Below are 13000 nucleotides of genomic sequence, written 5' to 3' on the forward strand. Positions count from 1 at the left end.
ACTTGTTTATTCTAAACAAAAAATATGGGAAGATTGTTGGATATAGTTTGCCTTATTTCTAAAAAAGAAAAACTGCAAACACTTCAATAATTGAAAAATGCTTGCAGTTAGTTTAGGTCATGCTCATCATCCAGTAAATTAAGACTGGAATTCTTTAAATCAATTCATTCTGGAAATCAAATCCTTTTTGAATGGGTAAAGTTAAATGATGATGTGTCAATTGACTTTTCTTGGATATTCACAGTTTAATTTTTAGACGCTTCTTCAATCTCGCGAAGTTCCTCTTTCATTTTTTTGAGCTCGTTATTGAGCCTGACAATTTTATCACGTGTTAGCTTTTTTTCTTGCCTGAACTCCTCTAACGTAATTTCACCACTTATTAATTTGCTATGCTGGATTAGTTGATCCTGGAAGAATTCTTTCCTTTCATCATTGTTGTTCCTGAATATGAATCTTATTCTTTTCATAGTTCTGCTTTTTTAGTAATCTCAAGTTATTTTCGTTAGAAAATAATTATGCAAAACTAATTGGATTTATGCCCTCAATAAGGTTCTATTGTACATTTTTGGTGCTTAAAAAGTTCATACTAGCCATAAAGAACATACAAAAATTAAGTATTAATATTTTGCTTAATCTTATTTGAAAATAATGTTAGGTACCAGGTAAATGGAGCTCTTTCATCTCAGATGACACTTTCACATAGGACAATTTTGATAACAATTATATTTTGTGTTTGATTTGTTCCAACAATAACCTCAGAAAATATCTTGTATCCGGATTATGACTAGAATTTATTCAAAATGGGATTTCTTAGTATATCGTTAGTAACATACACAATTTAGATTGGTGTGCATTAGTAAGGCAATTATGATTAGGAATAGTAATGACCTATTTTATTTGTTCTTGCATGAAATGGATTTTATTTAGCCTTAGTTGTAATAAAACAAAAAAAGCAGCCTGTTATGACTGCCTCTTTGTGATTCCGAAGCGATTCGAACGCTTGACCCACGCCTTAGAAGGGCGTTGCTCTATCCAGCTGAGCTACGGAACCATCCTCATTTGCGCTGCAAAGGTACAACAATTTCTGAAACTTCAAAAGGATTCGCAGACTTTTTTTCATCTTTTTTCTCTTTACCAAAGGCTGAACCGCCCTTGTTTGCTTGCATTTTTGCAAGACACTACTGCATTTTGACGCTGAAAATATCTATCAATAAAACAGTTAGCTCAAGGCTATTTTATTTTCTGTAAAATGTAATTCACCTATAATATTTCTGGAAATATTTCGAATAAAATGCAATGAATAGGGTCGAATTGCCATTAAAGAGAAAATGAGGCTTATGAATTTAGCCAATGAACAAACCGGTTTTATAAGAAACCCCATATAGAAATAACGGTTCTATGGAAAGAGCATTGGTTGGAATGCACTCAATGCGGACAGTTTTTTAGACCTTTATTGGGAGGTTTTAAGAAAGAACATTGATAGTGCATCCATTTAACATCTACACCATAGTATTACTTTAATGTCGTTTACGAAAAGAACATTGAGAATGCATTTAACATAAAAAAAGTCCCTGCAATCAAACGTATTCTTTGCAGGGACTTTCTTATATTGAAATCAGTTCGAATCCGGTAATCGGAGCCTAACTCTTTTGTTAGTGCTTATCGTTTCCTCTTTTATATCGAATATATTTGAATTGATCAACACGCTTCAGGATTTTCTTGTAAAGTTCAATATTTGATTCTTTGCTAATAACAATTTTACCATCTTTAACTGCATTATCGAGTTCGGCTTCAGTGATGTTCTTGCTTATCAAAGTGGATAAATCTAGCTGGAACAAGGCTGCGAGAGATTCTACAGTTGCATTTCCAGTTAGGTCTTTGGCAGACATGTTAAATTTAATATCTTCGTTAATAACCACAGCTATTGGAGAAACAACTCCCGATGCGTTGGTGTATTTACCAGATAGATAAAAAACAGGTGATTTACCTGCGTCTCTTTTATTTGACTGAATCTGAAGAGCTATTTTACTATAATTGCCTGGTTGAAGAGGTAAATCGCCTAAAACTGCATCCACATTGAACAGATCAACCAATTTTGGACCTTTGATTTTAAATTCAGCTGAGAATTTGTAAGTAATAGAATCACCACACTTTTGCATTGCTTCAAAGTGAATTCTGGAAACATACATTCTGCAGGTGTCCCATGATAATGTACCGGCGGTTAACGCTTTTGTTCCTACAAATGAGAAGGTTTTGTTGATTGCCTGAAGCTGAATCCCTAAGGAGGAGTCTCCGCTTGTGGGAATGTCTGAGTCTTTCTGACAGGAAGTGAAAAATAATCCGAATGCTGCAACCAATAAGACAAAAAGCTTAATTGTTTTCATACTTCTTTTAAGTTTAATTATTACTTAGGTTAGGGTAAATGCACGACTTCTAGGTGCTGGATATAGTTCCAGACCTTATGAAATCATGCAAAAATAAAATAAAATTCATAAAATTAGTATGATGCAAAAGCTTTTTTTTACCTCTTGCAAAAAGCTTTAAAGTCGCAATATTCGCACTTACTTACGAAATCAGTTTGTTTGAAAGGTTCTTCAGGATCAAAGATTTCCGATAAAAGCAAAGATAATGACTCTCTGAATTCCTCTTCATACTGAGAAAAATCTTCTACATATACTTTATTGTTTCGTAGTCCAATTTCTATGTATGGTTTGTAGTCTGCCGATGCTGCCTGATGTATGTACAGCAAGGAAGGCGCCACCTTCTGCTTTTTTTGACGGGTAACAATTGCTGCATAAAGAAATGTCTGGAATATATAACTAGGACGAGATTCCCCCGGGTTGAAAAGGGAAGCAATATCTGCTGCAGCCTTAGGTGTTCCACCAGTTTTGTAATCAACTATACGGAGGGTACCGTCTTTACTATCCATTCTGTCTATGTTGCCTCCGATTCTTGAGTAGATGTTTCCTTTGGCAGTAGTGATGGTAATCTCCTCTCTTACCTCTTGCTCTGTTCCTACCAACGTAAAGGGGGCGTACTCCTTGTCGTTGCGCAATAACTGACGGAGATAGGAAGCAATCACTTTTGAGTTAATCAACTGTATGCCGTTATATTCCGGCTTTTCAGATTCTGAGACTTGAAAGAACTTCTCCTTGAATGCCCTATCTACATAGTCCTGCAGTTTCACTTCATTACGAAGCAGTTGTTCCAGTTGCTCTTTATTGACCACATTGCCATGGCTGCTCAAATCCTCATATACCATCTCGGCAGAGCGGTGAAAGATGGTGCCGAACATGGCTGAGTCTATTTCTGAAGAGACTCCGGGTTTGGGTTTCAGGTTGGCCACATAATTGAAATAGAATTTCAGCCGGCAATCCAGGTAGGTGTTCAGTGCCGAGGGTGAAAAGCAGGCTTTCTTATTACAACGGGTATCGTAAAAGTTTTGCAGGCGCTTCATCACTTCGGGACTCTTTTCAATGGTGATTTTTTGAGATGTCTGTGGCGATTGTCCTGCTTCAAGACATTCACGAATAATTTCATGTGGCCATTCAATCAGGAATTGGAGCATAAAACGCGACCATTCACCTCGATTTAATCCATCGGCCGAGGTGTTGTACATCAAGGTTATGTTCTCAGCTCGTTGTATCAACCGATAAAAATAGTAAGCATAAACGGCATTCTTATGTTCGATTGTGGTCATCCCGAATGCTTTACGGAGGTTGTAGGGAATAAACGAAGAGTCGCCGCTTCCTTTGGGCAGCTGCCCTTCGTTGAGCGACATCATCACTAGGTTCTTAAAGTCAAGGTTGCGGGTCTCCAGCACTCCCATAACCTGCATCCCAATAGCCGGTTCGCCATGGAATGGGATGTTTGAGGCAGATAAGACCTTGTTCAGCAAACGCTTGAAGGTCTCTGTCTGAACAGTAAGGTCGTCGCTCTCTAGCAAACTCCCGAGGCGGTTAATCAGTGTGAAAGCCTTGAACAGCGATTCGCGGTAAAGCTGATTGAACACATCATCACTCTTTTTTTCGCGGTGATATATTCCGGCGACCTCTTTCAGAACGTCGGTCAGATACCGGCACAAATCAAGGTTCCCTATTTGCGGAGTGAAAAGCAGCGTAAGAATGCTGTCACGTTTTAGCTCGGAAGGGAATGGATAGAAACGGTTCTTTTCCGTAAGCTCCGTTTCCAGCTTGTCAGCTTCGGGCGATAGTTGGCGGGTATAGGGGTGTTTTAATACCGCCTGCACCGCTGCGTAAGTATATCTACCTGTATCGGGACGGAAACCTTCGGTCTGCAGCTCCAGCAATGCAGTGATAAAACTGTGTATAGGTGTCTGCGCTAGGGGAAATCCCATGGTAATGTTCACATGTTTCACGCTGTCGGGGATAGAGTGGAGTACGGGCAGCAGGAGCGCCTCGTTGCATAGCACAACCGCACTTTCTGATTCTTTCCCGGTTACATTGTTGCGAATCCACTCCGGAAGGAAGCGTGCTTGTCCGTTTTCGGTTGACGAGGCCACAAACCGGACCTTCTTTGGCTGAATCAGCTTATTGCAAGCAACTCCGCTCAATGCAGAGGGGAACTCTTTCAGGTTGCGACGGATAAACTCTCCTGCCTCATGATTCTTCGCTTCGGTGTAAAACTGGTCGTAATCCCAATAGAAAAGCGCTTTCCCGGCATCGCGAAGCAATTGGAAAAAACGTGTCTCCACTTTATTCAGCACATTGAAACCTACAAACACATAGGTGTCGTATTTCATTTGGGAAGCATCCAGTTGTTCAATAACCGAGCGGTAGAGCATCCCTTCGTAGGCAATATTCTGATTGGCCAGTCTCTCTTTGAAACGGCAGTAGATATTACCCAGCACATCCCATAGGGAGATGAATTTCTCTTTCAGTGCAGTGCGCTTTTCGATGGAAAAGTTCTGGAAAAACTGCTGAATGGCCGCCTCCTGCTCTTCACTGAGAAAATCAAAGCCATCCATCATCTTCTTCAAGTCCTGCAGATTGCTGAAAAGCTTCTCGGTATTTACCAGGTTCTTGTCCGCATCGTCAAAGTCGCCGATAAGCAGTTCGCCCCAAAAGAAGAAGTCGTCAAGCGACTCCTCGCTTTTTGTTTCCTCCCTGAATATCTTGTAAAGTTCGCAAACTAGTTTGATGGAATCTCCTAGTTTTAAAGGCTTTTGAGCATTTTGAGCCGCCAGTTGCTGGAACAGTTCGCTGATGCTGAGGTAAGCCGGCGACCAGATTGGGCGTCCTGCCTCCTGTGCCAGATGTTCGTTGAAGAACAATCCCGCCCGTTTATTGGGGAAAATGACTGCCACGCGGGAAAGATCGGCCCCATGCCTTTTATATATATCTTTTGCGACGATACTTAAGAACGTTTCCATTATATAATTCTTTATTTGCTCTATACTACTTCAATTTTTTCCAGCTCATTGTTGTATACATACCACAGATAGCCGGTAATGTTTTTATAACCCATCTGGTTCAGCAGTGAAATGTACCCCTGCACCTGTTCGTTATATTCCCGTTTCTTCTTACCAAATTTAAAATCAACTACTATCACCTCATCATCACTCATCATTACCCTGTCCGGGCGTCGCACTTCCAGCGTGTCGTTCTTCCTGTAAATAATGGCACATTCGTTAAAGAGGCGGTACGAACCCGAATACCATTCCTGAACCATTGGGTGGGAGAGCGCTTTTTCCGCCAGATTCTGAATCTGCATTGCACTCTTCCGGTCGGGTATCACCCCTTCGAAAAGAAGCCTTTCGACAGCGCCCTCTATATCGTTGGGCGTTTCAATTGCAGAGAAAAGGGTGTGAAGCAATTGCCCCTGATCGATGTATTTATTTTCCCCTTCGCCCGTATCGTCCCCTTTTATGAAGTCGGCCGAACGGTTCGACTGACGGAATTCGATATCATGCCGGTGCGACTCAATCTCCACCGCCAGCCTTTTGAGGGGCATAACCAGTTTGTTGGTCGTGGCTTTTGATTCCTTGGCTTCAGACGGACAAAGGGTGCCAAATTCATAAGAGTCGTCCTCATCCCATTCCATGGAATTTTCTTTTGCAACCGTTAGAAGGGAATTGTAAAGCAGTTCCGAGACAGTGTTCTTTTGCGCTTTTTTACCCCATACAATCAGGTTCTTTTCCGCGCGGGTAAAAGCCACATAGAGCAGGTTTAGATTGTCCACCCACAGTTGGAGGCGCTCGTTTTCATAATCCTGCTTGTAGATAGATTCCGCCATGGCCGATGAGTAGTTGACCGGAACGATGTCAAGCTCGTTGAATGGCGGGATAACCGGAGCGCACCACACCAGCTGGTTGTTCGTTTCATTCTCCAGTTTCCAGTCACAGAAAGGAAGCAAAACGGTATGAAACTCCAGCCCTTTCGATTTATGGATGGACATAATCCTTATTCCATCTATCTCTCCCGAAGGGATGGTTTTTGCACAAAGACGCTCTTCCCAGAACTCAATAAACGAGTCGGGGTCGGAGGTGTTGTTTTGCAGGTATTCCACAACCGCATCGAAGAAAGAGAATAGGTATGCATCCTGATTTTCTATCTTCTCCAATTGGAAGATGCGGAAGAGTTCCTCTATCAGCTCGTAGAGAGGCATCAGCGGAAGGGTATCTGCCCGTTCAACAAACTCCTGTGGGAGATAGCTGTCTACCTCTCCAAGTAGCAATGTATTCAAATCTACCCCTTGTTGCCTCATTTCACTTTCGTGAAACAGCATGCCCTCCTGTGGTACTTTTTGTTCTGATATGTTTTTGTTTGATGCACCCTGTTCCTGAGCAGTTGCCTTATTTCCCTGAAACAGCACTTCGTTTTGGTAGGCTGCCGCAAGCTGAGCTTTGGCAATCGAGTTTTCGGGGTTTGAAAGATAACGCAATCCGTCCATAATCATGCAGATTGCAAGAGATGCGTCCAATCGGAAAGCCTCGTCTGAGACAATTCGATAGGAAAGGTTCTCGTCAAAGAACTTGGCAATTTGCGGAATTACCTTATTCTTACGCACAAGGATGGTTATGTCGTTCAGTTTTACCCCTTGTTCAATCAGGTTGTCCACCTCTTCTGCCAGGGCTTCAAGTGTATATTGCACATAATCTTTCTTATCTTCGGTAGGGACATCTTTGTCATCTCCTTCCAGGAACGTGGCTTTTACATATCCTTTATCTTCTTTTTTGGGTGATTCTTGTTTTACGTCCCAATAGGCATCTTTCAGGCTGTCGCATTCATCTCCCAGTTCTTCTTTGTATATTCCGCACAGGTATTCGCAAGCCGCGGTAAACAGACGGTTGTTGAACCCGATGATATTTGCTTCGCTTCGGCGGTTGGTGGTCAGCGTTTTTACGCGGACCGGAAAGTTCTCCATCTTATCCCGCAGACTATTCAAAATTCCCCAGTCGCCATTGCGCCAACGGTAGATAGATTGCTTAACGTCGCCCACGATGAGACTATCGGCACCTTGCGACAACCCCTCAAGCAGCAGCAATTTAAAGTTGTCCCACTGCATTCGCGATGTATCCTGAAACTCATCAATCATCACATTGCGGATGTTGGCCCCGATTTTCTCAAAAACGAAGGATGAATCTCCATCTTGTACCAACCTGTGCAACAGAGCATTTGTATCCGACAATAGAAAGCGGTTACATTCCTTGTTCAGTATGCGCACCTCATCATCAATGTTTGTCAGCAATCGCACTTTGTTTACGTGCTGTAGCGACAACCGACAAGAGTTAACCAGCCTGTTGTTCTTCATTCGGAACTCCTCTGCCGTTTCAAGAATCGGAATCAGTTCCTCTTCCGCCAGTGAAATGATGGTGCTTTTATAAGGCGAAGTTTTGGTTGCCCAGTTTTCAGCACTTTCCAGACACTTCTCCACTGTGGTATTGCGCACGTCATTGCCAAGATTTCCGTTTTGAATCTTATTGAAATAGCTACTTATTCCCCTTGTTCCGTTCTTCAAGTCGGCAGGAGTCAGTCCATGTTCCTCAAGAAGTCCGAAGAACTGCTCCGAAAACCCAATCATCTGGTCCAGTGCCTCCGTTTGGATAGCCTGAAGTTTCTTTTTATAATTCGATATATAGTGTGGGTCTTTCAGCTTTTGTCGCAATCCGTAACCTTTTTCAATATAGCCTTCATCGAATATGTTCCGGCCAAAGTTTTTTACCTCACCCGAAACATTCCATCGTTTGTCATCCTTAATCCGCTCGTCTATGTAATCCAGCAGCCATGCCAGCACTTCCGACGTTGGTTTCAATTTCTCAATCATTGAATCCACTGCATCACTAAGCACGTCTGCGTTGTTGAGCTCAATGTTCAGGTTCGGACTCAGTTCCAGTTCCCGCGCCAGATTGCGCATCACCGACTGGAAGAAGGAGTCAATGGTCTCCACCCGAAAACGACTGTAGTCGTGAATCATGTAGTTTAGTGCCGTGCCGGCTGCATTGCGCACCTCGGTTTCCGGTAGGTTTAGCTCAGTGCATACCTTTTCCAGATAGGCGACCGAGTCTTTGTCTCCGTTCCAAATTCCGTAAAGCTGACTCAGAATTCGTTCCTTCATCTCGGCAGTTGCTTTGTTGGTGAAGGTTACAGCCAGTATTTGCTGATAAGCACGTGGGTTTTGAATCAACAGTTTGATATATTCCACAGCCAGGGTAAAAGTTTTTCCTGACCCTGCGGAAGCTTTGTATACTAATAGTTCGGGTGAAACACTCATTGTAAATGTTTTTATTATTGCAAAGCTACTATTTAGAATCTGATTCAACAAAGAATTCAGCCAGAAAAGTAAGTTGTACGAGGGAGATAAAAAATAACCTAAGGCGTAGACAAAATCCCGTTCGGTTGTCTGCTTCTTAGGTTATTTGTTTCCTCCAATTGTTTTGAAATCAGAGGATTTGTTGTTATCCCGATTGTTAAGTCTAGTTTAGTTTTTTATCATATCAATATCTTTTGTTTAGCACTCCTCTCCCTGATACATAAAGCGTTTGATGCTCTTTTTAGCTGTTTTTTCAAATTCTTCCTGGTAGATCTTAATCTTGGTAATTTGCTCGTAAGCAGGTAATTGTTGGTTCAGGGAAGCTCTATTTGCCTCCATCGCCTTTTCAATATCCTCTTCACTTAATCCGTTTGCAAATGCATCGTCATAATCGGGATAGATAAGTGCTACTAGCTTGCTGTTTTGCATAACAATGAGTGATTCTGCAACAAATGGCATATTGTTGAGTACCGATTCAATCTCTTCGGGATAGATATTCTGTCCGGATGCATTCATAAGCAGATTCTTGCAACGTCCTTTCAGTGTTACATAACCATCTTTGTCCATAATTGCCATATCGCCGGTGTGGAACCATCCATCGGCATCAATCACCTCTTTGGTTGCCTCTTCGTTTTTGTAATAGCCCAGCATCAGGTTTGTACCTTTGCAAAGAAGTTCTCCCGGAATGTTTTCCGGATCTTTCGATGCAATTTTTACTTCCATACGTGATGCCGCACGTCCGCAAGAGTATTTCTTAAGGTCTTTCCAGTAATCGGATGTGATAATCGGACCACATTCGGTCATTCCATAACCAACGGTGTACGGAAAATTAATTGATTTCATGAAATCTTCAATTGCTGCGTTCAGTGAAGCCCCTCCGATAATGAGCTCGCTGAAGTTGCCTCCAAAGGTTTTCTTTGTCTCTTCCAGGATAGATGCTTTCAGTTTATCGCTTACAATAGGAACATGAAGCAGGAATTTGCTCAACTTGTTATCCAGTTTAGGCAGAATTGTTTTTCTGATAATTTTATCCACAATCAGCGGCACACAGGCTATTAACTTTGGCTGAACGTCTGCATAAGCCTGTAAGATGATTTTAGGCGAAGGCATGCGGGTGAGGAAATAAACCTGCGCTCCTACAGTGATTCCGTAAAGGAAATCATAGGTCATACCATAAACATGTCCCATTGGCAGTGTAGCAACAATCTTTTCTCCCGGATTAATAGGATGCTTTTCGTAACAATATTCCACGTTTGATGTGAGACTGCGATAGGGCAGCATTACTCCTTTAGAGAATCCGGTTGTTCCTGATGTATAATTTATCAGTGCGAGCTCTTCTTCATGATTCTTATGATAACAGATATGTTCCTTTCGGAAATTCTTTGGATATTTCTTCCCATAAAGAGCATTCAGGTTTTCGCGTGCATAGGTAAGTTTCTCTGAACGCGAATGCAAAAGGTCGTATGTGTTCAACAGAAAGATACCCTCAAGGTTAGGCATAAGCTCTTCGTTCAGATTTTCCCAAGCTTGGTCTCCCACGAAAAGAATGCGGGCTTCAGAATGATTCACAATATTATGGATATTGTCGGCCTTGAACTCGTGAAGAACCGGTACGGCAACAGCCCCGTAGGTTACAGTTGCCAGAAATGCTACTGCCCAGAATGAGCTGTTTCTTCCGCAAATGGCAACCTTATCGCCCTTTTTTATGCCACATTCCTCGAACAATAAATGAGTCTTAGCTATTTTTCTTGCTACGTCTTTGTATTGAAGTGTTGCTCCTTTGTAGTCTGTCAGGGCATTTAAGTCCCAGTTATTGATGATGCTTTGTTCTATATAATCTATAAAGCAGTTTTGATGTTTCATTATAAATTGCACAATTGTTTAGTTTTTGTGCAAAAATAAGAAGCGGAGCTATTATATAGAAATAAAAGAATAAGATTTAGCAGAAATTAACAAGAAGAGAATATTTAATTTATTTTACCCGATATGTGTTCAATATCTATTCTTATCACTTGAATTCGTGTAATTGCTTGATTGATATATTTTTCCCCTGTTTCGATGTGTTCTGGAGCGTATTTTTTTAATATCAGTGTCATTGCGTAACGAATTTCTTCTTCCGAGGTTACAAAGTTTGCTTTGCCAAATGCCATGCTACTTCTATAATTTGTAGTAAATTTCTCTGCAATAACTTCAGCATTCTGAACTACGCAAAAACTTACTTTATTATTTACTTTTAAACTACGAAGTTTTTCTCCTTCAGTTGCACAATGAAAATAAATGTGATTTTCTTCAACAACATAGTTTAGTGGTACGCCATAACCATAATTATTTTGTCCGCACATAGATAAAATACCGTATGATCCGCTTTCAAGAACTTCTTTTGCTTGTTGAGAACTCATGGTCCTCTCTTTTCTTCTTATTTCTGCAAACATCTTTTTCTCGTTTTTATTTAGTTAGACAAAAGTAAAGATATAAAGTAATAGAACAAGTATCCCGATACTTAAAAGAAAGTACCGGGATACATAAAAACTGGTTTAGGGATAATGATTTTTATAATGATTCGTGCGAGTGTTTTATGCAAGGAATGCAGCAATATCTTCATCTACAGTACTTATACCTCCGATTCCGAAGTTGTCTACCAAAACCTTTGTTACATTTGGTGAGAGGAATGCCGGCAGGGTTGGTCCCAAATGAATCTTCTTCACACCAAGTGAAAGAAGCGCCAACAGTACAATTACTGCTTTTTGTTCGTACCATGCAATGTTATAGATGATTGGAAGGTCGTTGATATCCTCCAGTCCGAATACTTCTTTCAGTTTCAGAGCGATTACCGCCAGTGAGTAGCTGTCGTTGCATTGTCCGGCATCTAGTACACGTGGAATTCCGTTGATGTCTCCCAATGGAAGTTTGTTATAACGGTATTTTGCGCAACCAGCAGTGAGTATGACAGTGTCTTTCGGCAATTTCTCGGCAAATTCTGTGTAGTAGTTGCGGCTTTTCATGCGTCCATCGCATCCCGCCATTACGAAGAATTTGCTGATTGCGCCGCCCTTAACGGCATCTACCACTTTATCTGCTAGGGCAAGTACCTGAGCATGTGCAAAACCGCCGACAATCTTACCGCTTTCAATCTGAGTAGGAGGCAGGCATTTTTTTGCATGTTCAATTATTGCCGAGAAATCCTTTGGCTCACCGTTTACTCGTGCAGGAATATGGGTAGCGCCTTCCAGGCCGCTGGCTCCGGTGGTATAGATACGGTCGGTATAAGTAGCATTCTTGGTTGGAGGCACTATACAGTTGGTTGTGAAGAGGATAGGGCCGTTGAATGTTTCAAATTCCTCTTTCTGTCTCCACCAAGCATTTCCGTAATTACCTACCAAGTGTTTGTGCTTTTTCAGTTGCGGATAGTAGTGAGCCGGCAGCATTTCGCTATGTGTATACACATCCACGCCCGTTCCTTCGGTTTGTTGCAGCAATTCTTCCAAATCTTTCAGGTCGTGACCACTAATCAAGATTCCCGGATTCTTGCCAACACCGATATTTACTTCCGATAGTTCCGGATTACCATAATGTGATGTATTAGCTGCATCAAGCTGAGCCATTGCAGATACACCGTATTTACCTGTTTCCAGAGTCAGTGAAATCAACTCGTCGATAGTAATATCATTGCGGGTGATTTCGGCCAGTGCGTGCTGCATAAATCCAAATATCTCCGGATTCTCATTATTAAGGTTCCAAGCATGTTCCACATATGCCGCCATACCTTTAATACCGTAATGCACCAACTCTTTTAAAGAACGGATATCTTCGTCGCTGTTACGAAGCACGCCTACTGTTGCAGCCTTTGTCTCGAATTCGCTTTCATCGCCATTCCAGGTACATTCGTCGGGAGGATTTGGCAGTGTTACTTTCTTACCCAACTCATTTTTCAAGGCGAGCCCCGCTTTAATCTTATTAATAATAGCCTGTTTGTCGAAGTTTGCATTGGTAATGGTCATAAACAGACCGTCGAATACAAACTTATCGGCTTCGGGAGAAGCATTGCCTGCCTTTCTTAATTCCTGGTTGTACACAGAGATACCACGTACTACGAAAAGCAGAAGGTCTTGTATATTGGCAACTTCGGGAGTTTTACCACATACACCACTTAAGGTACATCCTATACCTTTAGAAGCTTCCTGACATTGAAAACAGAACATACTCATAATTTTATTCATTTTATAGGTTT

7 protein-coding genes and 1 tRNA gene are annotated in these 13000 nt (G+C 41.6%); all 8 read right to left on the bottom strand.

All coding sequences use genetic code 11. The features are described from left to right. Window positions 1-245: 245 nt before the first annotated feature. The 8 genes from ABWU87_RS03625 to hcp all read right to left on the bottom strand — a co-directional run bounded on the left by ABWU87_RS03625 (window position 246) and on the right by hcp (window position 12977). Window positions 246-467, bottom strand: a complete 222-nt coding sequence (locus ABWU87_RS03625) for a hypothetical protein (RefSeq protein ID WP_353333370.1) — start codon at window positions 465-467, stop codon at window positions 246-248. A 510-nt stretch (window positions 468-977) separates the two neighbouring features. After that, window positions 978-1051, bottom strand: a tRNA-Arg gene (locus ABWU87_RS03630). A gap of 601 nt (window positions 1052-1652) precedes the next feature. After that, the gene (locus ABWU87_RS03635) at window positions 1653-2384 is read right to left on the bottom strand and encodes a hypothetical protein (RefSeq protein ID WP_353333371.1); all 732 of its coding nucleotides are present in this window, start codon (window positions 2382-2384) and stop codon (window positions 1653-1655) included. A gap of 137 nt (window positions 2385-2521) precedes the next feature. Continuing rightward, a complete protein-coding gene (locus tag ABWU87_RS03640) occupies window positions 2522-5392 on the bottom strand; it encodes a PD-(D/E)XK nuclease family protein (protein ID WP_353333373.1) in 2871 nt (956 codons plus the stop codon). Between the two features lie 20 nt (window positions 5393-5412). Further along, window positions 5413-8733 carry a UvrD-helicase domain-containing protein gene (locus ABWU87_RS03645; protein WP_353333375.1) on the bottom strand — a complete coding sequence of 1107 codons (3321 nt, stop codon included), beginning with the start codon at window positions 8731-8733 and terminating at the stop codon, window positions 5413-5415. Window positions 8734-8970: 237 nt separating this feature from the next. Next, on the bottom strand, window positions 8971-10635 hold the full coding sequence (locus ABWU87_RS03650) for an AMP-binding protein (RefSeq protein WP_353333377.1): 1665 nt from the start codon (window positions 10633-10635) through the stop codon (window positions 8971-8973). Window positions 10636-10739: 104 nt separating this feature from the next. Further along, window positions 10740-11204 (bottom strand): pyridoxamine 5'-phosphate oxidase family protein, encoded by a 465-nt coding sequence (locus ABWU87_RS03655; RefSeq protein WP_353333379.1) that lies wholly within the window; start codon window positions 11202-11204, stop codon window positions 10740-10742. A gap of 141 nt (window positions 11205-11345) precedes the next feature. Next, a complete protein-coding gene (gene hcp, locus ABWU87_RS03660; RefSeq protein WP_353333381.1) occupies window positions 11346-12977 on the bottom strand; it encodes a hydroxylamine reductase in 1632 nt (543 codons plus the stop codon). Window positions 12978-13000: the final 23 nt, after the last annotated feature.

This window comes from Bacteroides sedimenti (genome assembly GCF_040365225.1).
In the GTDB taxonomy this organism is placed as follows: Bacteria; Bacteroidota; Bacteroidia; order Bacteroidales; family Bacteroidaceae; genus Bacteroides; species Bacteroides sedimenti.

Excerpts from the sequence above, each read along its gene's own strand:
- ABWU87_RS03625 (WP_353333370.1), bottom strand. The coding sequence starts at position 467 with ATGAAAAGAATAAGATTCATATTCAGGAACAACAATGATGAAAGGAAA.
- ABWU87_RS03635 (WP_353333371.1), bottom strand. The coding sequence starts at position 2,384 with ATGAAAACAATTAAGCTTTTTGTCTTATTGGTTGCAGCATTCGGATTA.
- ABWU87_RS03640 (WP_353333373.1), bottom strand. The coding sequence starts at position 5,392 with ATGGAAACGTTCTTAAGTATCGTCGCAAAAGATATATATAAAAGGCAT.
- ABWU87_RS03645 (WP_353333375.1), bottom strand. The coding sequence starts at position 8,733 with ATGAGTGTTTCACCCGAACTATTAGTATACAAAGCTTCCGCAGGGTCA.
- ABWU87_RS03650 (WP_353333377.1), bottom strand. The coding sequence starts at position 10,635 with ATGAAACATCAAAACTGCTTTATAGATTATATAGAACAAAGCATCATC.
- ABWU87_RS03655 (WP_353333379.1), bottom strand. The coding sequence starts at position 11,204 with ATGTTTGCAGAAATAAGAAGAAAAGAGAGGACCATGAGTTCTCAACAA.
- hcp (WP_353333381.1), bottom strand. The coding sequence starts at position 12,977 with ATGAGTATGTTCTGTTTTCAATGTCAGGAAGCTTCTAAAGGTATAGGA.